A 24901-nucleotide genomic window follows, 5' to 3' on the forward strand; every position below is an offset into this window, starting at 1 on the left:
TCGTCAGGCGCGCGGGCGCGCCGGCGCTCAAGGAAGGATCCGGATGGTGTCTGCCGAGCTCTCGGAAGATCTGAAGAAGTTCCTCGACGACAACCCCGTCTTCGCCGTGGTGGCCACGGTCCAGCCGGACGGCAGCCCCCAGCTGTCGGTGGTGTGGATCAAGCGGGACGGCGACGACCTGCTGATCTCCACCACCGTGGGGCGGCGCAAGGAGCGGAACCTGCGCCGGGACCCGCGGGTGACGGTCCTGATCAACCCGCATAACGCGCCCTACACCTATGCCGAGATCCGCGGCACGGCCACCCTCACTACGGAGGGTGGCCAGCAGCTGATCAACGAGCTGTCGCGGAAGTACACCGGCAAGGACTACGCCGACTTCAACCCGGCGGCCCAGGACGACGCCGAGCGGGTGGTGGTGCGCATCACCCCGCGGAAGGTCGTCGGCTCGCTCTGACGGGCCGCCCGGCGCCGCCGGACGCCGTCAGACGCCCTCCGGCTTGCCGACGGCGATCCGTTCGGCCTCCTCCTGGACGGCCCGTTCGGCTTCCGCCTGCTCATACGGTCCCGTCTGGCGGTAGTGCCGGGGCTCCTGCAGAACGGCCGTCAGCCCGTTCTGCGGGACGGCCCGGCCGGCCGGCGGGGCGGAGTGGCGCCGCATCTCCTCGATGCCGCGCAGCACTGCCCGGCGCAGCCGCTTGGACAGCGGCCGTTCGATGCAGCGGTGGACCAGCCAGGCGGCCCCCAGCATCACCGCGATCAGCCCGGTCACCAGGGCCGGGGCGGGCACCCGGTCGCGCAGCCAGTAGATCACCGTCATCCCGATGTACTGGTGGATCAGATACAGCGGGTAGGTGAGCGCTCCGGCGGTGGCCAGCCGGCGCCACTGGAGCCGGTCGAACCAGCCCAGCGCGATCATCGCCATCACCGCATAGGCCAGCGCCAGGATCAGTACGGCCGGCCAGACCGGGACCGAGCTGTTGGTGTTGTCCGAGACGCGCTTGGGCATGTGGTGCAGGGACAGCAGGAACGAGGACCCGGCGATGCCCCACAGCAGGGCCGTGGGCTTGAAGCGGTGCATCAGATAGAAGGCGATGCCCGCGATGAAGTGCGGCGCGAACAGCGGCATCGTCCACATGTCGAGCAGCTTGTCGTCGGTCACCTGCGCGGTGAGTGCGGCCACCGTCCACAGCCCGCAGAACATCACACACTTGCGGTAGGTGACGCCGGTGGCGACCACCAGGGCGAACAGCACATAGAACTTCAGCTCGATAAAGAGCGTCCAGTAGACGCCGTCCACATCCCAGACGCCCGCCCCCTGCTGGAGCATGGTCAGGTTGGTGAAGACGGCGTCCCAGCTCTTGAGGCTGCGTACCTGGGGCCAGAGCGAGATCACCGTGGCGGTCAGCAGTACGCCGAACCAGTAGGCCGGGTAGATCCGGGAGACCCGGGAGGCGATGAAGTCACCCAGGGTGCGGCCCCAGGTGCTCATACAGATGACAAAGCCGCTGATCAGGAAGAAGACCTCGACGCCCAGCCAGCCGTAGCGGCTGACCACGGTCAGATGCGGGAAGACCTCGGTGGGCGGGCGGCCCCAGCCGCCGTGCAGGTCGGTGTAGTGGTAGACGACCACCATCAGGGCGGCCAGCAGGCGCAGTCCGTCTAGTACATAGAGCCTGGGTGCGGAATGCGGGACGGCTACCGGGCCGCCATCGGGTCGGCCTCGGTTGGCGAAGCGCATGTCGTCCACTCCCATGGATTAGTCGGATCTTCGTATGCGGCGGGCGTGCGCGCAGGAATGTTGACACAGGTCGAACCCGTGTCGCCGTGACAGCGGTCTCCTGTCCTCATGTTTCTGTGCGGTCTCCCCTGGATGGTGGTATTCATCTGCGCCCTGTGTGACCGTTCGGTGGCGAGTGGTTGAAGGGTTCGGATGTGCTTGCCCTACCCGGAACGGATGGCCGTCACTGCTTTCCGCATGGAGTCACCGACCCGGCGGGCCAGCGGGCGTTCCACCCACCGGTGCACCAACCAGGCGGCCATCAGCATCCCCGCGACCAGCGCGGGCAACAGCACATAGCGCGGGAGACGCCCGTCGCCGTGCTTGATGATCACCCAGCCGATGCGCTCATGGAGCAGGTAGAGCGGATAGGTCAGCGCTCCGGCTGTGGACAGCCAACGCCACTCGAGCCGCTGTGTCCAGCCGAGGGCCACCGCCGCCAGGGCGAGGAAGAACAGCGTCAGCAGCAAGGCGGCCGGCCAATGCGGAACCTTGTGCCCCATATATCCCTCGGCGCGGCCCTGTGCGGCCAGCAGATCATGCTGAGTGATCAGGAAACATCCGCCGATGATCAGCCAGAGCGCTTGGTTCGGGCCGAACCGGTACATCAGGCAGAAGGAAATTCCCGCGATGAAATACCAGCAGTCCCCGGGCATCAGTACCGTGCTCAGCGGCTCGGCCCCGGTGGCCCTGGCGACGAGCGCGGCAAAGGCCCAGACCAGGCAGAAGCCCACCGCCCGCCGGTAGCTCAGGCCCCGCCAGACGACCAGGGCGAACAGCAGGTAGAACCGCATTTCCACCCAGAGTGTCCAGTAGACCCCGTCCACCGGTTCCACCCCCAGGGGTTCCTGGAGCATCGTCAGGTTGACGGCGGCATCCCGCAGCCCCGGCCGGGGGTTGACCTGTGGCCAGCGCCACAGCACCACGGTCACCGCCAGCACCGCGAACCAGTACGCCGGATAGAGCCGGGTGATCCGGGAGACCGCGAACTCCGCCAGTCCGCGCCGCCAGCCGCTCAGACAGATGACAAAGCCGCTGATCAGGAAGAACAGCTGGACTCCCAGCCAGCCGTAGGAGGCCGGCAGATGGCCGCGGGGGAAAAGGGTGTGCGGGGAACGGGGCCAGGCGCCGCTGCCGAAGGCCAGGTAGTGGTACGCCACCACCATCAGCGCCGCACCCAGCCGCAGCCCGTCCAGCGCGCCCAGCCGGTGCCGGGCCCGCTCACCCCCGGCCCGGCATGGGGGCAGGACCGGCCGGCCGGGATGCTCCTGCTGTACCGGCAGAGTGGAGTGCACCAGCCCTCCTGGGGATCGGGCCGCGAGGCGTGCCGGGGAAGCTATCACGCGAATTTGTACTTTTGCCGCAAAAGCGTAAATAGCCGACAAAGCGCAGCAGTTTGGAGCAGTGGCCGGATCGCGGCCCGGCTGCGGGCCCTGGGCACTGCCATGGGGCCACTACCCTGGTTCCGTGACTATTCGCCTGTACGACACCAGCGCCCGGCAGATCCGTGACTTCACCCCGATCACACGGGGCTGTGTCTCGATCTACCTGTGTGGCGCCACCGTGCAGGCCGCACCGCACATCGGGCACATCCGGTCAGGACTGAACTTCGACATCCTGCGTCGCTGGTTCGTCTACCGCGGCTATGACGTGACCCTGGTGCGCAATGTCACCGACATCGACGACAAGATCATCAAGAAGGCGGCCGAGCAGGGACGTCCCTGGTGGGCCATCGCCTATGACAATGAGGTCGCCTTCAACGAGGGCTATGACGCCCTGGGCTGCCTGCGCCCCACCGTGGAGCCGCGGGCGACCGGTCATATCCCCGAGATGATCGAGATGATGCGCGGGCTGATCGAGCGCGGCCATGCCTATGCCGTGAACGGCAATGTCTATTTCGACGTCCGCTCCTTCCCGCGCTATCTGGAGCTCTCCAACCAGGAACTGGAGAACCTCCTCCAGCCCTCCGCCGAGGACGAGACCGGCAAGCGCGACCCCCGCGACTTCGCCATGTGGAAGGCGGCCAAGCCCGGCGAGCCCAGCTGGGAGACGCCCTGGGGCCGCGGCCGCCCCGGCTGGCACCTGGAGTGCTCGGCCATGGCCCACAAGTACCTGGGCACCGCCTTCGACATCCACGGCGGCGGCCTGGACCTGATCTTCCCGCACCATGAGAACGAGATCGCCCAGGCCAAGGGCTTCGGCGACGACTTCGCCCGCTACTGGCTGCACAACGCCTGGGTCACCATGAGCGGCGAGAAGATGTCCAAGTCGCTGGGCAACTCGGTGCTGGTCTCGGAGATGACCAAGCACTGGCGGCCCATTGTGCTGCGCTACTACCTCGGCACCCCGCACTACCGCTCGATGATCGAGTACAGCGAGGAGGCGCTGCGCGAGGCCGAGTCCGCCTTCGCCCGGATCGAGGGCTTTATCCAGCGCGTGGTGGAGAAGGCCGGCCCGGTGGAGCCCGCCGCCGAGGTGCCGCCCGCCTTCGCCGAGGCGATGGACGACGACCTGGGCGTCCCCCAGGCGCTGGCGGTGGTGCACACCACCGTCCGGCAGGGCAATGCCGCGCTCTCCGCCGACGACAAGGAGGGCGCCGTCGCCCGCCTCGCCGAGGTCCGCGCCATGCTCGGAGTGCTGGGCCTGGACCCGCTGGACGAGCGGTGGGCCGGCGGCGCCGAGCGCGGCCAGGACCTGCATGGAGTGATCGACTCCCTGGTCCGCCTGGTCCTCGACCAGCGCCAGGCGGCCCGTACCCGCAAGGACTACGCCACCGCCGACGCCATCCGCGACCAGCTCCAGCAGTCCGGGCTGGTCGTCGAGGACACCCCCTCCGGGCCGCGCTGGTCGCTCGCCTGAGCGACACTTTTAGCAGGCACGCCTTTGTGTCTGTACCAGCACGTCCGTACCAAGCACGTCAAACGCAGTAGCAGGAAACAGGTGACCCATGGCCGGCAACAGCCAGCGCAGGAACCGCCGTACGTCCAACAAGAAGGGCGCGACGGTCGGCAGCGGCGGCCAGCGACGCCGGGGCCTGGAGGGAAAGGGCCCGACCCCGCCCGCGCATATGCGCAAGGGCCACAAGAAGAACCGGCTCGCCAACGCCCAGGCCAAGCAGTCGGCCCGCCGCCCGGCCCCGCGCCGCGGCGGCCCCAAGGGTGCCAATGAGCTGGTCGTGGGCCGTAACTCGGTGGTCGAGGCGCTGCGCGAGGGCGTACCCGCCAACACCCTCTACGTCCAGCAGTTCCTGGACAACGACGAGCGGGTGCGCGAGGCGCTCCAGCTCGCCGCCGAGCGCGGCCTCAATCTGATGGAGGCTCCCCGCCCGGAGCTGGACCGGATGACCAACGGCCTGCACCACCAGGGCCTGGTGCTGTCCGTCCCGCCGTATGACTACGCCCACCCCGAGGACCTCACCGCCGCCGCCTTCGACGACGGCGAGGACCCGCTGATCGTCGCCCTGGACGGCATCACCGACCCGCGCAACCTCGGTGCCGTGGTCCGCTCCGTCTCCGCCTTCGGCGGGCACGGCGTGGTGGTGCCCGAGCGGCGTGCCGCCGGGATGACCGCCAGCGCCTGGAAGACCTCGGCCGGCACCGCCGCCCGTACGCCGGTGGCCCGCGCCACCAATATGACCCGGACCCTGGAGGCGTACCAGAAGCAGGGCCTGATGGTGGTCGGCCTGGCCGCCGACGGTGATATGGAGCTGCACGAGCTGGACGCCCTGGAGGGTCCGGTGGTCATCGTGGTCGGCAGCGAGGGCAAGGGCCTGTCCCGGCTGGTCGGCGAGACCTGTGACTTCCGGGTGCGGATCCCGATGCCGGGCGGCGCCGAGTCGCTCAACGCGGGTGTCGCCGCGGGTGTGGTGCTCTACGAGGCGGCGCGCCGCCGCGCCTGATCGCCCTGGTTGAGGTGCGGCCGCGGAAGATCATCTTCCGTGGCCGCACCGCCAGTTGGGGACCTTGACGGGTCTCGGACACCTTGGCCCGGTCAAGGCAGTGTCCTTATCTCCGGTCACTCGGTTAGATGAGTGTGGACACCAGAACACCCCGCACACCCACGGGGGGAAGCTCTTCCGGGTACGACGACCAGCCCGCGCTGAGTACGGTGAAGGTTCCCTCCGACCCCGCGCAGGTCTCCGGAAATCACCTGAGCTTCCGTGTACAGCTCGCGCGCCCCCCGCGAGCCGCCCGGCGGATCGCCGTAGCCGCCGACACGGCGCAGCTGCCCACGGTCCCGGGCGCGGCCAGGCGCCGCCCCGTGGTGTGGAGCGGGCGGACCGAGCCCGGCGACGCGGCGCCCACCCAACTCCTGGACGCCGTGCGGGAGTCCGGCGTCACCACGGCCACCAGAGCCGTCGGCGGAGACGTCGGCGCCACCCAGGTGCTGCCCCGGGTCGGGGTGGGCGCTCCGCCCATGATCGGCCAGCGTGGCCCGATCGGCCCCGAGGACAGCACCCAACTGCTGTCCACCGTACGTCCGTCCATGGCGGACGATGGCGAACCTCCGTACGAGCATGGTGAGTTCGACGAGGAGTTCGACGCCCCGCGTGGCGGCCGCCAGGGCAACGACCCGGTCAAGCACGCCTATTACCCCGGGCGCCGGATGAACCTGGGCGTGGTGCTGCTTCCGCTGCGGGTCTTCCTCGGCCTGATCTCCATCTGCGCCGGCATGGGCAAGCTCTGCGACCCGGTCTACTTCGACGGCGGCAAGCGCGGCTCCATGGTCACCTGGCTGACCGCGCTGCACCCCTGGAGCGCGGCCGCCCCGCTGCGGGCCTTCGCGCTGAGCCACCCGGTGGGCTCCGGGCTCACCGTGGCCTTCCTCCAGATCGTCGTCGGCGTCCTGACCATCTTCGGCCTCTGGCAGCGGCTGGCCGCCGGCATCGGGATGCTGCTCTCGGCGGCCCTGCTGGTGACCGTCACCTGGCGGACCGTTCCGGTCTACGCCGCGCCGGACATCATCTACCTGGCCGCCTGGAGCCCGCTGGTGATCGCCGGGGCGCCGTTCTACTCGGTGGACGGCCGGCTGGCGGGCGAGGCCTGGCGGCGGCTGGGCCCGCGCGCCGGGCTGTGGGAGCTGCGGCGGCGGGTGCTGCGCCGGGGCACGGTGATGGCCACCGTGCTGATCGGGGCCTCGCTGATCACCGGTTCGGTGCTGGGCGGTGCCGTACGGTCCTCGCAGAACGCGCCCGTGCCCGGGCCGGCCGCGCCGCCGGCCAACAGTCTGCCGGGCTCCCCGCTGCCGATGCGGCCCAGCACCACCCCGCGCGGCTCGCACGGCCCGTCCTCCGGCGCCACGCCCAAGCCGGGCGCCGGCGGCCACCGGACGGCGGCGCCCACCCCCTCCGCCACCGCGCCCCGCGGCACCGCCAAGTCCCCGGCGGGTTCCACCGCGGCCACCGGCGGGCGTCCGGGCAGCAGCTCGCCGCACTCCGCGCCGCAGACCCCGCACCACCAGCCCGCGGCCCCGGCGGCCCCGCACCACAACTCCTCCGGCGGCTCGGCAGCCTCCGGTGGCACGGGCGGCGGCTCCTCCGGCGGCACGGGCGGTGGCTCGGACTCCGCCGGTTCGGGCGGCGGCGCGCTGGGCGGTCTCCTCGGCTGACCACCCGCCGGCCCACCAGGTCCGCCACGGCGGCCCCGCATCCGCTCAGGCGGGTGCGGGGCCGCTGTGCTGCGGTCGGGCGTGTGCCACCGTGTTGCTGCCGGGGCGGGTGCGGGCCGCCGTGTCGCGGTCGAGCGGGTGCTGGCCATTGTGCTGCTGCCGGGTCAGGTACGGGCCGGCGTGCTGCTGCTGGGCCGGGTGCGGGCCACCGTGCTGCTGTTGGACGACTTTCGGACCGCCGTGTTGCTGTCGGCCGGGTACGGGCCACCGTGCCGCCGCCGGGTGGTCAGGAGGTCGGTGCTGCCACCGCCGGGCGCTCCAAGGAGCCACCGTGCCACGGTCGAGCGCTCAGGGGCTGGCGCGCCACGGTCGAGCGCTCAAGGGGCTGGCGCGCTGCGGTCGGGCCGGTAAGGCCGCCGTGCTGCCGTCAGGCGGGGTACGGACCGCCTAGCTGCCACCGGGCCGCGTACGGGCCACCGCACTGCAGCCGGACCGGCACGGGCCACCGTGCCACCGGCCAGGCGGTCAAGGGCCGCCGTGCCGCCGACCGGGCGGCAAAGGGCCGCCCTGCCCCCCGTTCAGCCCGTCAGCTCTCGGGCCGCCTCGGTCAGGTCCTTGGCGGTGTCGATTGCCCGCCAGTACGCGCCGTGTGGCAGTGGGAAGCCGGCCAGGCGGCGTTCGCGGGCCAGTCGGGGGAAGGTGGTGCGCTCGTGGTCCCCGCGGTCGGGGAGCAGCGCGGCGAAGCCGGGGGAGAAGACATAGACGCCCGCGTTGATCAGGTACGGGGACGGCGGGGCCTCGATGAAGTCCAGTACATGGCCGAATTCGTCGGTCTCCACCGCGCCCCAGGGGATGCGGGGCCGGGCCAGCGCCAGGGTCGCGGTGGCGTCCCGTTCCTGGTGGAAGGCGGCCATCTCGCGCAGGGAGAAGCGGGTCCAGATATCGCCGTTGGTGGCGTACCAGGGCTGGTCGGGGTGGGGCAGCCGGGCCGCGGCGTGCTTCAGGCCGCCGCCGCGGCCCAGGGGTTCGGTCTCCACCACGGTGGTCACCCGCAGCGGCAGTTCGGCCGACACGAGCCAGGACTGGAGGACTTCGGCCAGATGGCCGCAGGAGACCACGGCGTCGGTGACGCCCTCGGCGGCCAGCCAGGCCAGCTGGTGGCCGATGATCGGCATTCCGGTGCCGGGGATCTCCACCATCGGCTTGGGCCGGTCGTCGGTGTACGGGCGAAGCCGTGACCCTTGGCCGCCGGCCAGGATCACGGCTTGCGTGGGACTGCTGCTGTGGTGGGTGCCGGTCATGCCCGGCACCCTATGCCGTGCCGCGGACCACGATGCGGCAGGCCCTTGGCGGTGCGGTCAGTGGCTCTCGGCGACGCCGGCGGCGAAGGAGGTGTCACAGACCGGGCGCGAGTAGGACTGGGCCTTGCGGGCCGAGTGATACTTGGCGACCGCCGCCCGCCCGAGGTCGCGGGCGATGTCCATGCAGTAACGCGCCAGCGAGGGGCGGCCGTTGGTGGCCTCCTGGAGATGGGTGAGGGCGACGCCCGGGTTCTTCTCCTGAAGCTCCGTCAGTAGCCGGTCACGCAGCACCTCGTGCGGTGCCCGGCCGGCCCTGGCCGTGGAAGCGTTGTCGGAGGAGGCGGTGAGCACCTGGGACTCGGCGGTCGGCGCCGCCCAGGGCACGCGGGTGACCGCGAGCGTCCCGGAGAGGACGAGAACGACGGGAAGGACGAGAGCGAGGGTTCTGCCGATGCGGCGGGCGGCCTGATTCATGCCGCAGATGGTAGCGACGGGTAATGGGTAAGCGACATTTAGTCACCCGGTTGAGCGATGTGGCGGCCGGTTTCCTTTCGCCGGGTTGACGTATGGAACCGGCCGCCGCTCGGTCGGTCGGCTCGCTCAGTCGCTCAGTCGCTCAGTCGCTCGCCCGAGGAGGTGGAGAAGACATGCAGCTCGCCCGGCCGGGGCACCACATTGAGCACGGCGCCCTTCTCCGGCACCTCGCGGCCGCCGACCCGGACCACCAAGTCCTTGCGCTCGCCGTCGAGTTCGGCGGTGCCGTAGACATAGCCGTCCGCGCCCAGCTCCTCCACCACGTTCACGGTGACCGCCAGGCCCGCCGACGCGTCCTTGGCCAGCGGGTCGCCGGCCGGCCGCACCAGGTCGAAGTGCTCGGGGCGCACGCCCACGGTGACGGTGCGGTCGCCCCGGTCGGCCGCGGCGGTCAGCGCCTCCCGGGAGACCGGCACTACGCTGTTGCCGAACTTCACCCCGCCGTCGGTGATCGGCACCTCCACCAGGTTCATGGCGGGCGAGCCGATGAACCCGGCGACAAAGAGGTTGGCCGGACGGTCGTACATATTGCGCGGTGAGTCGATCTGCTGGAGCAGGCCGTCCTTGAGCACCGCCACCCGGTCGCCCATGGTCATGGCCTCGACCTGGTCATGGGTGACATAGACGGTGGTGATGCCCAGCCGCCGCTGGAGCCCGGCGATCTGGGTGCGGGTCTGCACCCGGAGCTTGGCGTCCAGGTTGGACAGCGGCTCGTCCATCAGGAACACCTGGGGCTCGCGGACGATGGCCCGGCCCATGGCCACCCGCTGCCGCTGGCCGCCGGAGAGCGCCTTGGGCTTGCGGTCCAGGTACTCGGTGAGGTCCAGGATCCGGGCCGCGTCCTCGACCTTCTGCCGGATCTCCGCCTTGGGCACCTTGGCGATCTTCAGGGCGAAGCCCATGTTCTCCGCGACCGTCATATGCGGGTAGAGGGCGTAGTTCTGGAACACCATGGCGATGTCCCGGTCCTTGGGCGGCAGATGCGTCACATCGCGGTCGCCGATGCGGATGGAGCCGCCGTTGACGTCCTCCAGCCCCGCCAGCATCCGCAGCGAGGTGGACTTCCCGCAGCCGGAGGGGCCGACCAGGACGAGGAACTCACCGTCCTCGATGCGGATGTCCAGCTGATCGACGGCGGGCTTGTCGGCGCCCGGATAGATCCGGGTCGCCTTGTCATAAGTGACCGTGGCCATGGTGTCGGGTCCCTTCACCGGCAGGAACGTGCCGGACGATCCGAGTAGAGGGAGTGGTCCAGTCCAATTCGGACCGGGTTGCCGGTGACGGTACCGGGGCACGAGCCGCTTGTCAGCAGGGTGCGGGTCACGGAAATCACGGTGGGACCGGGCGGGAAAAATCTGTGCTGGGCGGAACCGGAAGTCTGGGTAGACTGCTGGCCGTGCCGTCTTAGCTCAGCTGGTAGAGCAGCTGTCTTGTAAACAGCAGGTCATCGGTTCGAGTCCGATAGGCGGCTCTGTCGAAGCCCGGGTCAGTTACACGCTGACCTGGGCTTTCTTCGTGATCGGCGTCGGCTGGGCCGGGACCGGCCCAAAGCGTTGGCCAGCGGGTGCGCCCGGGGTGAGCCCCCCGGTACCGCGTACCCCTTCACGACGGGCCCGGGGGACGAGCCGCGCGGCTGCTTCTGCGGCGTCCTTGGCCACTTGGGGCAGGACGCTGGTGTACGTGTCCGAGGTGATCGTGATCGAGGAGTGCCCGAGCATCTCCTGGACCACCTTCATCTCGGTGCCTGCGGCGAGAGCGATCGTGGCCGCGCCGTGGCGCAGGTCGTGCAGCCGGATCGGTGGCAGGCCGGACATCGCGACCAGCTTCTCAAAGCGGGCCGTGACGGCATCGGGGCGGAGCCACTCGCCGTTCTCCCGCGTGAAAATGCGGCCGGTGTTCACCCATGCCTCACCCCACTCGAGGCGCTCCCGGTTCTGCCGTTTGCGGTGCGCCTTGAGCACCCTCACCGTGTCCTCGTCGAGCGCGACCGTGCGCGCCCCGCTGTCGGTCTTGGGTGTGTCCTCGTAGACCTCCCGTCCCCTCTGCACGAGCTGCTTGGAGACCGCCAGCACGGCCTGATCGAGATCGGTGTCATCCCACCCCTGCCCACATGCCTCACCGCGCCGCAGGCCCCGGAAGGCGATCAGGTGCCAGAGGGCGTACAGCCGGTCCTCGGCGACGAAGTCGAGGAACTGGCCGGTCTGCTCCGGGGTCCACACCATGACCGGGGAAGGCTTCTCGCCGGTCCGGCGCCACTGCTCGATACGCTCGGCCGTCCACACCAACGCCTTCGGCCGCTTGCCCGGGTCGAGCTTGACGCTGGCGGCCGGATTGAAGGTGATCAGCTGCTGGGCGATCGCGTCGTTGAGTGCCGCCCGCAGCGTGGCGCGGGTCCGCTGCCGTGTGGCCGCCCCGGCCGGGCGCCGGAACGGCGGCATCTGCGCCAACGTCTCCTTGAGGGCCTTCCGCCGGGCCCGGTTATCGCGCCCCTTCCACGGGGTGCCGGCCAACGCTTCAACGACCGCGCGCCGTTGTGTGTTGTTCTCCTCGATCTCCATGTTCCGCTCGACGATGGCGTTGAACATGGCCACGAGGTGATCGACGCGAAGCCGGTTGAGCGGCACATGGCCGATGTGCGGCTTCAGGTGCAACCTGATGTCGTTCTCGTTGCAGGCGATGGCGGTCGGTCGGCCGTGCTTGTTGGCCAGCCAACTGTCCAGCCACTCCCCGACGGTGAGCTTGCTGATGAGTGATTGCCCGGCGTAGAGCTTGCGCTTCGTCTCTTCGTAGTCGGGGATCGGCGCCTTGCTGGCCGACACCGACTCGAGCAGGTCACCGATCCGGGTCCGGTCCTCGGCGTCGTCCTTGCCCGGGATGCCGAGCAGCGCGCGGACCTTGTCGAGGTCGGCCTGTGCCGTGGCCATGGAGTCGTAGCCGCTGCGCCGGAAGGTGCGGCGGGTGTCGTCCGCGCGGGGCGGCAACTCCTGCCGGATGTTCCACAGTCCATGGCGCTTGTTGGTGAGCTTCGGGCAGGACTGCCCGTACTGCTTGCCGGTCTCCGGGTTGCGGCAGGCGCAGCGCCGGAATGTTGATCCTTTCACTCACGCTCCTTCAAGAGGTTTGGTTCTTCTTGCACCCGGTTTCGAGTGCATCAATCCGCCCTCGCAACAACCGCACCTCTGTCTGGAGATCGCGGTCGATGAAGCAGCCACGGGCTTCGAGGAGTTGGGCTACCTTTTGCGCTAGCTGTTCGGCCATGTGCGAGGCATCCGCCTTGGCTGATAGACCCGTTGTGAGCTGCTGCGAGGGCTTCACTGCGCCAGCGTCGACCAGTGGCTCCGGAGCTGTGTCTCTCAGCTCCGACAGCGGCCATGTCCGGCGGGGGAGTCCATGGCTTCCGTCCCAATCCCATTTGGCGGGAAAGAAGTCGAGAGATGCATGGGCCGAGACGATTTCCTGTGCGCGGTCGGTGAAGTCGGCTGGTCCGTCTACACCGAGGATGCACTTCAGGTATTCGATGACCGGAAAGTCGGTGGCCATTCCGGAACCTTCGCCCTCGGCCGTTGAGATGGCCACGATGTCCGCGTCACTGGGCGGCATAAGGAAATAGGAGAAGGGGACATCGAAGATCCGGCAGAACGCCGCGATCTCATCTGCGTCGAACTTCCTGGGGCGTCCGCCCTGCCACGCCCGCTCGGCCGCGCTGACGCTGGCGTTGGACCAGACGCGTCCGGTGTACCGCCCGAGCAACTCGCCGAGTTGCTGCTGCGTCCAGCCGCGGGCGCGGCGTGCGCGAAGCAGGTTGTACGAGACGAGCTGGTTGGGACTCATCACCTCCGCCGATGACTCGGAAGGGTCTTGGTACAGCGGGTTGTTGGCCATGTGGTCACCGTAGACCAGCAGTCAACGAGATGTGAAGCCATGTTCAGAGTTGGTTGACTGTCGGTCAGGCGGCGACCTATCTTCGATCAATGCAGACAATGTCAACCGCAAGGTTGAATGTCCCGCCGCTGCGCGCCGTCCGCGTAGCCCGGGGGATGACCCTGCGGACCGTTGCTCAGCGCTCCGGGATCGACCCGGGGCACTTGTCCAAGGTCGAGCGTGGCGAAAAACAGCTCTCCGTCGAGTCCCTGCACCGGGTCGCAGTGGTCCTGGAGTTGAACGAGCTGGCCACTCTGCTCGAGCCGTACATTGCTGAACGGAGATCGGCATGAGCGCTCCGTCTCAGGCGCTTACAGCCGCCGAGGTTCTCGCTCTCCCCGCCGTCGTCGACGTCTGGCCGACCGTCGGCCGCATCTATGGCATCGGCCGCACGGCCACGTACGAACTGGCCCGTGCCGACGCGCTCCCGGTGCCGGTGATCCGGATCGGACGCAAGTGCCGCGCCCGTCGCTCCGACCTTCTCAAGTCCCTTGGCATTGAGGACAGCACCGGGGTAGCCGCCCCGGCGCTGCCTACCGAGAACGCTCCTCATCACACCAGTTCCCACTAGCGAGAGCGGCGCTGGAGTAGAGGCTCCGGCGCCGCCCGGAAAGCAGACGTCCTCATGCCCAGCATGGCACAGGCACCAACTCCGCCACAGAGCGCCCAGAACCGTCGCCCTGCACTTGTTCTGCCGCTCGTTCCGGAGGCCGCACGGTGACGCGGGCCGTCGACCGGCCCCCTTCGATCGAGGTCAAGCCGATCCCCGAGACGGACCCGTCCGCCGGCATCACGGCCGGTGACGTCACGGCCTTGTGGGCCGAGCAGCAGTTCACCGCCCTCGAGGTCACCGACCCGCCGGAGTACGGCAGTCCGGCCTGGATACGTCTTCGCGCCGAGGACCCGCGCCGTGCCGCCGCCATCATCGAGGCCGCCGAACATTGGCGGCGCCACGTCCAGCGTGAACACTGGCTCGACAAGCTGCTGACGGACGACCCCGAGCGCTGGTTCCACGTCGTGACCCAGGATGCCGACGGCTACGCCCGCACCATCGCAGCCTCTCTCGCCCGTCGCCCGACGAACGAGGAGCTAGCCGGGCGCCGTCAGCCCGTGCCCGTTCGTGAAGTCCGAGCAACGCCCGGCTGGCCGCCGATCGCAATCCCTGGCCGTCCCGGCTGGTGGTGGCACTGCATCGACGGCCGCCAGGTGGACCTTCCGCACAACCGCGTCAGCGGTCAGGAGCGAACATCTTGACCACACACCACGCAGCGCTTGACCCGGCGGTGCGGATGCTCACGGCCTCGAATCCGCTGTCAGAAGTGTCAGAAGTGTCAGAACCGGTCCGCGCGACCGGAACACGGCTGGGTGCTGGCCCTGACGGTTCGGCCTCGCTTTCGCCGGACGCCGCTCAGGTGTCAGAAGACGCCGAAGCCCGTGACCAGCGGAAACCCGCTTGCTCTGACAGCTCTGACGGTTCTGACACTGATCTAGGCGAGGACACCGAGGAAACCCTGCTCGCTGGCCTTCGAGACGGCGTATGGCTGGACGCACAGCAGTTCCCGCCGCTCCGGTACGCCGTCGAAGGACTTCTCCCTGAAGGCTTCTCCCTGTTGATCGGCCCGCCGAAGGCAGGAAAGAGCTGGCTTGTGCTCGACATCCTGCTGGCCGTCGCCGCCGGCGGCTACGCCGCGGGCAAGGTCGCCACTGGTGAGAAGCGGCGCGTCCTCTACCTGGCCCTGGAGGACGGCGACAGGCGCATGCAGGATCGCTGTCGGACCATTCTCGCGGGCGCGCCGATCCCCGAGCGGTTCCACTACATCACCGAGGTCCGGCCCGACATGGTGTTGATGACGATCGCGGCGTTCTTGCACAGGTACCCGGACACGGCGTTGGTCGTCATCGACACGCTCGGCAAGGTCATGCCGCCCGCGGCAATGGGCGAGTCGGCATATCAGCGTGACTACCGCGTGGCAGGCACGCTCAAGAGGCTCGCGGACAGCCGTCCCGGCATGGCGATCACGGCGCTGCACCACGATCGCAAAGCCAGCTCGGAGGACTTCGTCGACTCCGTGTCTGGCACCCATGGTCTTGCCGGGGCGGCGGACACGGTCGTCGTCCTGGTGCGCAAGCGGCAGGCGCAGGATGCCGTTCTCAAGGTCACCGGACGCGACGTACCCGAGGCCGAGTACGCCATGAGGATGGCGGATGGTGTGTGGGTCTTGGACGGCGCAGACCTGGGGGAGGCCGCGGCTCGTGTCCAGCAGCGCGCCGAGGCAGACGAGTTGGGTGAGAAGTCCGTGAGCATCCTGGAGTTCGTCCGCCGACACCCGGAGGGGGCGAGGGCGAAGGCGGTGGCCGAACAGTTCGGCGACGACGCTCACCAGTACCTCAAGCGACTGCTGGACTCTGGACGGTTGAGCAAGCCCGTCCGGGGCGTGTACGTGGCCCCTGACCGTCACCACGAGGAACTGACGGATGTGGGACCGGGCCAGAGGGCCCTGTGCGCCGTCTGCGGAGAGTCCATGACCGTCTACGAGCCCAACCAGACGACGCACCCCGGGTGCAGCACGTAAGCGTCACCCATCGAAGGAGCCGGGGGCGGAGCCACCCTTCGAACGCCGAGAGAGGCGCCAAGCCGTCTGGCAGGCCCGGTAGGACCGCATTCGCGGGACAGCCGCACAGCGCGGGTACGGCTCCTCGTGGCAGCGCATCACTGCCCCCATCCTGGCCGAGCAGCCTCGCCGTCCTGTGCCGCAGCTGCACCTGCCGCAAGCACAACCGTCAGTTATGACCCCCCGCGCCGGAAGATCAAGAAGGCTGCGACCGTGTGCCACCTGCCTTGAAGGAATGAGGACTGGACCAGCGACCAGCCCGCCGCCTCGACGGCCTCGATCTGCTCAGCCATCCCGGACAGCGATCCGCTCCAACCATCCTTCGGGCCACCCTCGTAGACGCGGCATACGAATACCTGCCGACCCTCAGCCATGGCGCGAGTCGCTTGATCCGCGATGGACCTGACCCGAGTGCCCCTCCTGAAGCCCACCCCGACACTTCCCTTCCGCATCCAAGACGGCAAGGCCGTCACGGTAGTGGCTGCTTCGACGAGCCGCTGTACAAAGGCCCCCGAGTCGCCCAGACGGGTCTGCTGGGGGCACGCCGCCCTTGCCTGCCCAGGATCCTGGGGTGGGGGTGGGTGATTCTTCTACGAAAAATCATTCTCGGACCCGGCCCCCCATCCCCCGCACGACGCTGCGAAATTGGGACCGTTTTTGATCAACGGCTTTCTTGGGGGGAGCGGCGACTGCCCGTATCGGAGCCGGAGGTGAACCGCGGCCTCGAACGTGCCGCCCATAGACGCGCCGTCGGGAACAGGCGGCAGGCCCCGATCCGCACCGTGGGGCAGAGCGGATCAGGGCCTGATCGAAGGTGGTGCCTGCCCCGGCCGTCGACCGTCCGCACCTGTCAGGGACAGCCGGGGCGGGCGTTGAGGGGGCGCGATCAGTCCAGGAGCGTGGCGCGCCAGAACCGGGTGATGTTCTCGCGGTAGCCGGTGTGGGAGGGGTTATGGCCGGAGTGCTGGAAGGCCCAGTTGCGGGCGTCTTCGAAGTCGCCAGTTGCCTCCGAGGTGGCGTTGCACGTGGTGCACTCCAACTCGTGGATGATCGGCGGTGCTTCCGGCGCCGTCTCCGGCCCGATCAGCCAGTCGGCGAACCGGATCACGGTGTGCGCGCTCACTGTGACCACCACCTACCGGAGTTGGCCGCCTGTACCTTCGCGCTCAGCCGCTCCTTGTCGGTCGCGGGACGCACGTCGTCCGGGCGGGCGTCCCATTCCAACCCGCCCCGTGGTGGGCGTAGTTGGAGGCATGCTTGCTCGGGGTCGTAGTCCATCACCTGCCCGATCTCGTTGCGGCTTGTGTCCACGACGAACGAGCCAGTCGTGGGCAACGCGTTGCGTTCGCTTGCGGTCATCGTCCCGCCTTCCTGTCATGGGGCTGGCGAGTGCGGATGTCGATTCCGTGCGCTGTCACCCACAACATGGGCCCGGGTTCGCTGCCGCTGTCGATCGGCCACTTGTGGCGGCGCGGGCCCACCGGCGCCGGGCGTGCCACAGGTTGCCGGGCGGGTGCGTGTGGCGTGCGAGCGGCGTGACAGGTGTCAGGGGAGTGGCCGGAGGAGTCCGGCCCAAAGGTTGCTCTCGTCCACGCGAACAACCGAGAGATAAGGTCGTGCATCGCTGGCGCTCCTTATCAGCGTTGGCCATGCCCCCGGGCCGCACCCTCAGCAGCGGTCGCGGGGGTTTCTTCGGTCAAGGACCCACACTTGCGAGCCAGGAGGGGCGTTCCTACCGCCTTCCGAGGACGTTAGACACGGAGTCGGAGTACGTTGCCAAGCGTTCCAAACGTCCCAGGGGGTACCCGTGAACGAAGCTCTGCGCCGCGCGATGGCCCAGGCCCGGGTGACCGACCGCCAGTTGGCCGATCGGTGTGGCGTCGACGTCAAGACCGTTGGCCGTTGGATCACCCAGTCCGGGCGCGTGCCTCATGCCCGTCATCGGTGGGCGATCTGCGAAGCGGTCGGAGAGGACGAGGCCGTGTTGTGGCCAGCAGCCGCGAAGAGGGCAATCAAGGTCGGCCCGGACCGCGAAGTGGTCGCGGTCTATCCCTACCGCTCGGCGTGCCCGTCGACGTTGTGGCGCTCACTGATCACCAAGGCGGAACGGCAACTGGCTTTTGCCGGTTACACGAACTACTTCCTCTGGCTCGAGCAGGCGCGCTTCGGGACGGCGCTGCGCCGCAAGGCCGCGCAGGGTTGCCAGGTGAGGTTTCTGCTCGGCCACCCCGAGAGCGACCTGACGCGGGCGCGAGAGCGGGAAGAGGACGTTGCACTGACCCTCTCCACCCGGATTCGCGTGACGCTCGCCGAACTCGAGAAGATCAGGGAGCAGGCAGGCATCAGTGCGAAGTACAGCGACGGGCACGCGTACCTCTCCGTGTTCCGTTTCGATGACGACATGATCGTGACGCCGCTGCTCACCCACCATGTGGGGCACGATGCCCCCACGCTGCACCTGCGCCGGCACCAGGACGACGGCATGTTCGACCGCTTCGCCGCGCACGTCGAGGAACTGTGGAACCGGGGAACCCCGGTCTGGGGAGGGGAGCGGCACGATGGGTAGGCGCGACTATGAGGACGACCCGAACGCTCCGGCCGCGAACAGTCTCGTTCCGGCCGCCTCCACCATCGTCGTCGACGACACCGGACGCGTCCTGCTTCAACGGCGCAGCGACAACGGTATGTGGGCGCTGCCCGGGGGAGCGATGCACATCGGTGAGTCACTGCCTGAGTGCGCTGTACGGGAGACCAAGGAAGAGACCGGGATGGACGTCGAGGTCGTCGGTATCGTCGGCACCTACACCAACCCCCGCCACGTCTTCGCCTACGACGATGGCGAGGTGCGGCAGGAATTCTCCGTCTGCTTCCTGGCGCGCCCCATGGCCGGACAGTTGGCGATCTCCGAGGAGTCCACGGACGTGCGGTGGTTCGAGCCGGGGGACATCGATGCGTTGCCGATGGTCGCCAGCATCCGGAAGCGCATCGACGACTGGCGGAACGGCCAGATGCCAGCAGCCCGGTAGCTGTCATTGATGCCCTCCCGGAGTAGGCCCCTCACCAGCGAAAACGCCTCTCCGAAGTGAGCCCGGAGTGAGCCCGGACGCCTTCGGACGGGGTAGCAGGGACCGGCACCAGCGGGACCGGCCCCACGCGCTGACCTGCATCAACGGGAAGTAGGCGACCCCGCCCGGCACCAGCCGGACGGGGTCAAGGGAACTTGTAAACAGCAGGTCATCGGTTCGAGTCCGATAGGCGGCTCTGGAAAGCGCGAAGGCCGGGAACCCGATTCGGGTTCCCGGCCTTCGGTCATCGCCGGGTGACTAGCGGACCGCCTGCCGGCCCTCGTGCCGGTGGCCGGGGTGCGACAGTGGCGCCGGCTCGCGGGGGGCGTCCTGGTGGCCGGGCCACCAGGCCTTGTGGCCCAGCAGCGAGGTGATGGTCGGCACCAGCAGCATCGCCATGATGAAGGCGGTGAGCAGGATGCCGAAGGCGACCGCGAAGCCCATCTGCTGGAGCATGGAGTTCTCGGAGATCATCAGCACGCCGAAGCTGCCGGCCAGGATGATCGCCGCGGAGGCGATGGTGGGCGCGGAGCGGGAGACCGCCTCCCGGATCGCCTCCCGGGCGGAGACGCCCCGCCGGACCTCTTCCCGGAGCCGGGCGACCATCAGGATGTTGTAGTCGGTGCCGATGGCCACCACAAAGAGATAGACGATCACCGGCAGCATAAAGAGCATGCCGTCCTTGCCCTTGATGTCCTGGAACAGCCAGACGGTGGCGCCCAGGGTGGCGCCGAAGCCCAGGGCCACGGCGATCATCAGATACAGCGGGGCGACCAGGCTGCGCAGCAGCAGGGCCAGGATGATCATGATGGCCAGGCCGGCGACCGGGAAGACCACCTTGTAGTCGTGGTTGACGGCCTTCTCGATGTCGGTCAGCACCGCGGAGGTGCCGCCCACATAGGCCTGGGTGCCCTGGGGAGCCGCCTGATGCGCGGTGTGCCGCAGCGGGCCCTTGGCGAGCTCGATGGCCCGGTCATCGGTGGACTCGTACTTCAGCACCACCGAGTACTGGGCGACGGAGTCGTGCAAGCCCATCGCGGGGGTGACGGGGTGGCTCTTGTCCACACCGTCGATGGCGGAGAGCTTGGCGGCGAAGGCGTCCACCGTGCTCTTGCTCAGCGGTGAGCCGTCCTTGGACTTCAGATAGACCATGGCCGGGTCGGACTGGCCGGCCGAGAAGCCCTTCTGCATGTCCTTGGCGGCCTGGACGGACTCCAGCTTCTGCGGCAGCTGGCTCTGGGTGTTGAAGTCGGACTTGAAGCCGAAGGCGCCGATGGCCAGCACCGCCAGGACACCGGCGGACAGCACCGCCATCACACCGGGACGGCCGGCGACCACCGAGCCCAGGCTGTTGGCCAGGCGGTTCCTCGGCTGCTTCTTCCACGCCTTGGACGGCCAGAACGCCTTGGTGCCCAGCAGCGAGAAGACGGCCGGGACCAGGGTGAGGGCGGCGATCAGGGTGACGCCCACCGAGATGGCCAGCGAGGGGCCCCAGGTCCGCATCATGCCCATGGTGGAGAGCAGCAGGGCGAGGAAGGCGGCGATCACCGCGCCGGCCGCGGAGGCGATGGTCTCGCCCACCCGGGCGACCGCCTCCACCAGGGCCTCCTTGGGCTGCTGCCCGGCCCGCAGCTGCTCCCGGTAGCGGAACAGCAGGAAGAGGATGTAGTCGGTGCCGACACCGAAGAGGACCACGATCAGGATCGCGGTGATGGAGGGGTCGGCCTTCAGTCCGCCGGCCGCGGCGGCGGTGCCGATCAGGCCCAGGGCCACCGAGAACACCACACCGATGATGATCACCGGCAGGATGGCGATCAGCGGGCTGCGGAAGATGGCCAGCAGCAGCACGATGATCAGCAGCAGGGTCGCCGACATCACCAGGGCGTCGGTGTCGCCCGAGGACTCCTGGGAGTCCAGGTTGGTGGCGGCGGTGCCGGTGATCCCCATCTTCAGATGGGTGCCCTTCAGCAGCTCCTTGCCGTCCTCACGCATCTTCTTGACGGAGTCGGTGAGGTCCTTCTCATAGGAGTTCTTGGTGGTGGCGACGACCTGGGCCAGGCCTATCTCATGGTTGGGCGAGACGGACTTGTCGCCCGCCGTGACCACCTTGGCGACCAGCTTGTAGTGCTTGGCGCCCAGCCCCTGGCTGATCTTGGTCATATCGCGGACATCGCCCGCGTCCAGCTTCCCGCCGTCGGAGCGCTGGAAGACGATGGTGGCCGCGGCCTGGTCGGTGTGCGGGAAGGCCTTGTCCTGGAGCTTGCTGGCCTGCACCGACTCATAGTGCGAGGGCAGGAACTCGGTCTCGTCGTTGGTCGCCTTCAGCCCCGGGGCCAGCATGCCGAGGGCCACGGCTGCGATGATCCAGGCCGCGATCGTCAGCCATGGTCGATGGACGGCGAACCGTCCGATTCGTCGGAACATGGTTGGGGCTCCCCCTCTGGTACTGCCAAGGTGCGAAAGTTCGTACGGGCAGGCCCAACCTAGGGAGTGTCTTTATGCGGTGCCAACGAATTCCTGGGGAAGTCAGGGGGAAATCGGTCCTGGGGTGGGGGAGCCCTCCTCCCTCGGGAGGAGAGCCTCTCACCCGTGGGGTAGAGACCGGACTGCCGAGCGCCTGCACCCGGATTACGCTGCCCCCATGACCGACGCTGCCTCTGCCGCCAGTGCTTCCGAGAACTACCCGGCCCGGATGGAACGGGCCGTGCGGTCCACCATCCAGGCCGGGATGACGGGTCTGATCGTGATGCCCGGCCCCACCCTGACCTGGCTGTGCGGCTACCGGCCGGTGGAAACCGAGCGGCTGACCGCGCTGTTGCTGGTGCCCGGCGGGAAACCCAGGCTGTTCGTACCGGAGTTGGAGCGCCCCGATGCCGAAAAGGCGCCGGGAGCCGCCCTCTTGGCCATCACCGGCTGGCGGGACGGCGAGGATCCGTACGCGGCCATCGCCGGGCATCTGACGGCGCCCGGCCGCTATGGGGTCTCCGACAACACCTGGGCACTGCACCTGCTGGGGCTGCAACGCGCCTGCCCCGGCGCCTCCTTCGCGGCGCTGGCCGAGGCGCTGCCGATGCTGCGCGCAGTCAAGGACGCCCATGAGGTGGCGCGGCTGGCGGCCGCGGGGGCGGCGGCGGACGCCACTTATGAGGAGATCGTCCAACTGCCCTTCGCGGGACGGCGGGAGAACGAGGTGGCCGCCGATCTGGCCCGGCTGCTGCGGCGGTTCGGCCACAGCCAGGTGGACTTCACCATCGTCGGTTCCGGCCCCAATGGCGCCAACCCGCACCATGAGGCGGGCGACCGGGTGATCGAGAACGGCGACATGGTGGTGCTGGACTTCGGCGGTCTGCTGGACGGCTATGGGTCCGACACCACACGTACGGTCCATGTCGGCGAGCCCACGGCCGAGGAACGCAAGGTGCACCGGCTGGTGCGGGAGGCCCAGCAGGCCGCGTTCGAGGCGGTACGTCCCGGGGTGGCCTGCCAGGAGATCGACCGGGTGGCCCGCCAGGTGATCACCAGGGACGGCTATGGCGAGTACTTCGTACACCGCACCGGCCATGGCATCGGCGTCACCACCCATGAGCCGCCGTATCTGGTGGAGGGCGAACACCTGCCGCTGGTACCGGGGATGTGCTTCTCCATCGAGCCGGGCATCTATCTGCCGGGCAGGTTCGGGGTGCGCATCGAGGACATCGTGGTCTGCACGGAGAGCGGTGGGCGGCGGCTGAACAACACGGACCGGGACATGTGGATCGTCTCCTGACGGTCCCCGGAAAATCGCTGGCGTTGCGCCAAGGGGTGTGCACAGTCTGACCCCATGCACATCAGGGACGCGCAGGCCGGGGACTGGGCCGCCATCTGGCCGTTCTTCCGCCACATCACCGAGGCCGGGGAGACCTATGTCTATCCGCGGGACCTCTCTTTTGAGCAGGGCCGCGAGTGGTGGATGGAACGGCCGCCGGGGCGGACGGTGGTGGCCGTGGACGCGGACGGGACCGTGCTGGGCAGCGCCAAGATGGGGCCCAACCGGCCGGGTCCCGGCTCGCATGTGGCCACCGGCAGCTTTATGGTCGCCCCCGAGCAGGCGGGGCGGGGGGTCGGCCGGGCGCTGGGCGAGGAGCTGGTCTCCTGGGCCCGCTCGGCGGGGTACCGCGGGATTCAGTTCAACGCGGTGGTGCAGAGCAATGTCCGGGCGGTTGCCCTGTGGCGCTCCTTGGGCTTCACGGTGGTGGGCACCGTCCCAGAGGCGTTCCGCCTCCCGGACGGCTCCTACACGGGGCTGCACATCATGCATCTGCCGCTGCACCCGTAGGGGCCCCGTTAGGGGCGCGGGGAACTGCGCGACCAGCCCAGGACGGGCCGCACGTGGAATGAGGCGTGTGCCACCCAGGGCGCTGTCTTCGGGTGCGGGTCGTGCGTGGCTGGTCGCGCAGTTCCCCGCGCCCCTGGAAGGGTGCGCCTTGCGCCCCGCTTTCAGGTGCGGGTCGTGCGTGGCTGGTCGCGTAGTTCCCCGCGCCCCTGAGGGGGCGCCCCCCGATGCTTCGGCGCCGGTGCCGTGATCAGCGTCCAGCACGTCGCCGCGGCCAGCAGCATGATGCCGGATGCCCAGGCCAGGCCCACATGAAAGCCGTGCACCACACCCTGTTTGACGATGGCGTCGTGCACGGCCGGGGTCACCCCGCCCGCCGCCCTGAGGTGGCCGCCGATATAGGCGGCCGCCGTGCTGGTGGCGATCGTGTTGAGCAGCGCGGTACCGATGGAACCCCCCACCTGCTGCGAGGTGTTGACCGTGGCCGAGGTGATGCCGGAGTCGGAGGGCGCCACGCCCCGGGTGGCGGTGTCCATCACCGCCACAAAGGTCAGGCTCATGCCGATGCCGAAGAGGATCATCGAGGGCAGCACATGGGCCGCGTAGGAGGCCCGTACCGGCAGGAAGGTGAGCAGGAACAGGCCGACGGCCGACAGCAGCGCGCCGGGCATGATCATCAGCCGGGGCGGCAGATGGTGCAGCAGCCGGGACGAGAGCTGGGTCGAGGTCAGGACGATGGTGACGGACAGCGGCAGAAAGGCCAGCCCCGCGGTGACCGGCCGGTAGCCCAGCACCCCCTGGAAGTAGTAGGTCATATACAGGAACATCCCGAACATGGCGATCACCGACAGCGCCAGGGTGAGGAAGGCTCCGGCCCGGTTGCGGTCGCGGATGATGCGCGGAGGCAGCAGCGGGACGGCCGCTCTGGTCTGCCACCAGCCGAAGGCGGTGAGCAGGAGTACGCCGCCGCAGAGCACCCCCAGCACCACCGGGCTGTCCCAGCCGCGCGGCCCCGCCTCGCTGCACCCGTACACCACCGCGACCAGGCCGGAACAGGCCAGCAGTACCCCGGGCAGGTCCAGCCGGGTGCGCTGCTGGGGGCGGTGGTTGCGCAGGGACCAGGCGGCGCCCAGCGAGGCCGCCACCGCGATGGGCGCGTTGACATAGAGGCACCAGCGCCAGTTGAGGTACTCGGTGAGCAGCCCGCCGGCCAGCAGGCCGATGGCGGAGCCCGCGGCGGCGATGCCGCTGTAGACGCCGAAGGCCTTGCCGCGTTCCCGGGGGTCGGTGAAGGTGGTGGTCAGCAGGGACAGCGCGGATGGGGCCAGGACGGCGGCGAAGACCCCTTGCAGGGCTCGTGCGCCGAACAGCTGCCAGTCGGTCCGGGCGGCGCCGCCCAGGGCCGAGGCCACCGCGAACCCGGCCAGTCCGGCCAGAAAGGTGCGCCGGCGTCCCACCAGGTCGGCGATCCGGCCGCCGAGCAGCAGCAGGCCGCCGAAGGCCAGGGTGTAGGCGGTGATCACCCACTGCCGGTTGGCGTCGGACATATGCAGCTGGCGCTGGGCGGAGGGCAGGGCGATATTCACGATGGTGGCGTCCAGGACCACCATCAGCTGCGCCAGAGCGATGAACACCAGTCCCCACCAGCGGCGGGGGTCGGCCTCGGAAGCGGATGCGGGGGAGGGGGCCGAAGGGGGTATGGGGGGTTCGCTGGATGCGCTGGTCGAGCCCATGCACTCAGCGTAGGTGCGGCCATCGGGGGGCGCGCGCCG

Annotated in this window: 23 protein-coding genes and 1 tRNA gene; 13 read left to right on the forward strand and 11 right to left on the reverse strand. The window is 69.2% G+C overall.

Annotated features, from left to right (window positions below; all coding sequences use genetic code 11):
* The first annotated feature begins 46 nt into the window (after positions 1-46).
* On the forward strand, positions 47-454 hold the full coding sequence (locus CV755_RS26120) for a PPOX class F420-dependent oxidoreductase (protein ID WP_109283523.1): 408 nt from the start codon (positions 47-49) through the stop codon (positions 452-454).
* Positions 455-481: 27 nt separating this feature from the next.
* Here CV755_RS26120 and CV755_RS26125 read toward each other — a convergent pair whose 3' ends face one another.
* Complete coding sequence (locus CV755_RS26125) at positions 482-1753, reverse strand: acyltransferase family protein (protein ID WP_241561396.1); 1272 nt, start codon at positions 1751-1753, stop codon at positions 482-484.
* A 188-nt stretch (positions 1754-1941) separates the two neighbouring features.
* Complete coding sequence (locus CV755_RS26130) at positions 1942-3072, reverse strand: acyltransferase family protein (protein WP_109282713.1); 1131 nt, start codon at positions 3070-3072, stop codon at positions 1942-1944.
* Positions 3073-3244: 172 nt separating this feature from the next.
* Here CV755_RS26130 and cysS point away from each other — a divergent pair, with 172 nt between their 5' ends.
* The 3 genes from cysS to CV755_RS26145 all read left to right on the forward strand — a co-directional run bounded on the left by cysS (position 3245) and on the right by CV755_RS26145 (position 7384).
* The gene (cysS, locus tag CV755_RS26135; protein ID WP_109282714.1) at positions 3245-4636 is read left to right on the forward strand and encodes a cysteine--tRNA ligase; all 1392 of its coding nucleotides are present in this window, start codon (positions 3245-3247) and stop codon (positions 4634-4636) included.
* An 88-nt stretch (positions 4637-4724) separates the two neighbouring features.
* Entirely contained in the window at positions 4725-5675 is a 951-nt protein-coding gene (rlmB, locus tag CV755_RS26140; RefSeq protein ID WP_109282715.1) for a 23S rRNA (guanosine(2251)-2'-O)-methyltransferase RlmB, read from the forward strand.
* 128 nt (positions 5676-5803) lie between these two features.
* The gene (locus CV755_RS26145) at positions 5804-7384 is read left to right on the forward strand and encodes a DoxX family protein (RefSeq protein WP_161968749.1); all 1581 of its coding nucleotides are present in this window, start codon (positions 5804-5806) and stop codon (positions 7382-7384) included.
* A 578-nt stretch (positions 7385-7962) separates the two neighbouring features.
* On the opposite strand, the gene CV755_RS26150 is transcribed toward CV755_RS26145, so the two are convergent.
* From CV755_RS26150 to CV755_RS26160, 3 genes are all read right to left on the reverse strand, one after another.
* The gene (locus tag CV755_RS26150; protein ID WP_109282716.1) at positions 7963-8685 is read right to left on the reverse strand and encodes a nucleotidyltransferase family protein; all 723 of its coding nucleotides are present in this window, start codon (positions 8683-8685) and stop codon (positions 7963-7965) included.
* 57 nt (positions 8686-8742) lie between these two features.
* Entirely contained in the window at positions 8743-9159 is a 417-nt protein-coding gene (locus tag CV755_RS26155) for a hypothetical protein (protein WP_109282717.1), read from the reverse strand.
* Between the two features lie 134 nt (positions 9160-9293).
* Positions 9294-10412, reverse strand: coding sequence for an ABC transporter ATP-binding protein (locus tag CV755_RS26160; RefSeq protein ID WP_109282718.1), 1119 nt, complete (start codon positions 10410-10412; stop codon positions 9294-9296).
* Between the two features lie 205 nt (positions 10413-10617).
* Between CV755_RS26160 and CV755_RS26165 the strand changes: the two genes are divergently transcribed.
* Positions 10618-10690 (forward strand) — tRNA-Thr (locus tag CV755_RS26165).
* Between the two features lie 19 nt (positions 10691-10709).
* Here CV755_RS26165 and CV755_RS26170 read toward each other — a convergent pair.
* Together CV755_RS26170 and CV755_RS26175 are read right to left on the reverse strand one after the other, a co-directional pair.
* Positions 10710-12200, reverse strand: a complete 1491-nt coding sequence (locus CV755_RS26170; RefSeq protein ID WP_422070592.1) for a tyrosine-type recombinase/integrase — start codon at positions 12198-12200, stop codon at positions 10710-10712.
* A 130-nt stretch (positions 12201-12330) separates the two neighbouring features.
* Positions 12331-13101: a helix-turn-helix domain-containing protein gene (locus CV755_RS26175; RefSeq protein ID WP_109282720.1), complete on the reverse strand. Its 771-nt coding sequence runs from the start codon at positions 13099-13101 to the stop codon at positions 12331-12333.
* Positions 13102-13199: 98 nt separating this feature from the next.
* On the opposite strand from CV755_RS26175, the gene CV755_RS37250 reads away from it, so the two are divergent.
* The 4 genes from CV755_RS37250 to CV755_RS26195 all read left to right on the forward strand — a co-directional run bounded on the left by CV755_RS37250 (position 13200) and on the right by CV755_RS26195 (position 15713).
* Positions 13200-13433: a helix-turn-helix domain-containing protein gene (locus tag CV755_RS37250; protein WP_364852884.1), complete on the forward strand. Its 234-nt coding sequence runs from the start codon at positions 13200-13202 to the stop codon at positions 13431-13433.
* Positions 13430-13711 (forward strand): DNA-binding protein, encoded by a 282-nt coding sequence (locus CV755_RS26185; RefSeq protein WP_193553480.1) that lies wholly within the window; start codon positions 13430-13432, stop codon positions 13709-13711. Before CV755_RS37250 ends, CV755_RS26185 begins: the two co-directional genes overlap by 4 nt.
* 146 nt (positions 13712-13857) lie before the next feature.
* Positions 13858-14394 (forward strand): DUF2742 domain-containing protein, encoded by a 537-nt coding sequence (locus CV755_RS26190; RefSeq protein ID WP_109282722.1) that lies wholly within the window; start codon positions 13858-13860, stop codon positions 14392-14394.
* A 158-nt stretch (positions 14395-14552) separates the two neighbouring features.
* Complete coding sequence (locus CV755_RS26195) at positions 14553-15713, forward strand: AAA family ATPase (RefSeq protein WP_161968750.1); 1161 nt, start codon at positions 14553-14555, stop codon at positions 15711-15713.
* A gap of 925 nt (positions 15714-16638) precedes the next feature.
* Here CV755_RS26195 and CV755_RS26205 read toward each other — a convergent pair.
* Both CV755_RS26205 and CV755_RS26210 read right to left on the reverse strand, forming a co-directional pair.
* Positions 16639-16875: a DUF7848 domain-containing protein gene (locus CV755_RS26205; RefSeq protein ID WP_109282725.1), complete on the reverse strand. Its 237-nt coding sequence runs from the start codon at positions 16873-16875 to the stop codon at positions 16639-16641.
* On the reverse strand, positions 16872-17111 hold the full coding sequence (locus CV755_RS26210) for a hypothetical protein (protein ID WP_109282726.1): 240 nt from the start codon (positions 17109-17111) through the stop codon (positions 16872-16874). The genes CV755_RS26205 and CV755_RS26210 overlap by 4 nt, the downstream gene beginning before the upstream one ends.
* Before the next feature lie 448 nt (positions 17112-17559).
* Here CV755_RS26210 and CV755_RS26215 point away from each other — a divergent pair, with 448 nt between their 5' ends.
* Together CV755_RS26215 and CV755_RS26220 are read left to right on the forward strand one after the other, a co-directional pair.
* A complete protein-coding gene (locus CV755_RS26215) occupies positions 17560-18318 on the forward strand; it encodes a DUF5919 domain-containing protein (protein WP_109282727.1) in 759 nt (252 codons plus the stop codon).
* Complete coding sequence (locus tag CV755_RS26220; protein WP_109282728.1) at positions 18311-18778, forward strand: NUDIX hydrolase; 468 nt, start codon at positions 18311-18313, stop codon at positions 18776-18778. Before CV755_RS26215 ends, CV755_RS26220 begins: the two co-directional genes overlap by 8 nt.
* A gap of 297 nt (positions 18779-19075) precedes the next feature.
* Here the strand turns inward: CV755_RS26220 and CV755_RS26225 are convergent, their stop codons facing one another.
* Positions 19076-21241, reverse strand: a complete 2166-nt coding sequence (locus CV755_RS26225; RefSeq protein WP_109282729.1) for an MMPL family transporter — start codon at positions 21239-21241, stop codon at positions 19076-19078.
* Positions 21242-21458: 217 nt separating this feature from the next.
* On the opposite strand from CV755_RS26225, the gene CV755_RS26230 reads away from it, so the two are divergent.
* Positions 21459-22583: an aminopeptidase P family protein gene (locus CV755_RS26230; RefSeq protein ID WP_109282730.1), complete on the forward strand. Its 1125-nt coding sequence runs from the start codon at positions 21459-21461 to the stop codon at positions 22581-22583.
* A 54-nt stretch (positions 22584-22637) separates the two neighbouring features.
* Positions 22638-23132 (forward strand): GNAT family N-acetyltransferase, encoded by a 495-nt coding sequence (locus CV755_RS26235; RefSeq protein ID WP_109282731.1) that lies wholly within the window; start codon positions 22638-22640, stop codon positions 23130-23132.
* A gap of 161 nt (positions 23133-23293) precedes the next feature.
* Here the strand turns inward: CV755_RS26235 and CV755_RS26240 are convergent, their stop codons facing one another.
* A complete protein-coding gene (locus tag CV755_RS26240; protein WP_109282732.1) occupies positions 23294-24862 on the reverse strand; it encodes an MFS transporter in 1569 nt (522 codons plus the stop codon).
* Positions 24863-24901 lie beyond the last annotated feature (39 nt).

It is taken from the genome of Streptomyces orinoci, assembly GCF_003121295.1.
In the GTDB taxonomy this organism is placed as follows: Bacteria; Actinomycetota; Actinomycetes; order Streptomycetales; family Streptomycetaceae; genus Streptomyces; species Streptomyces orinoci.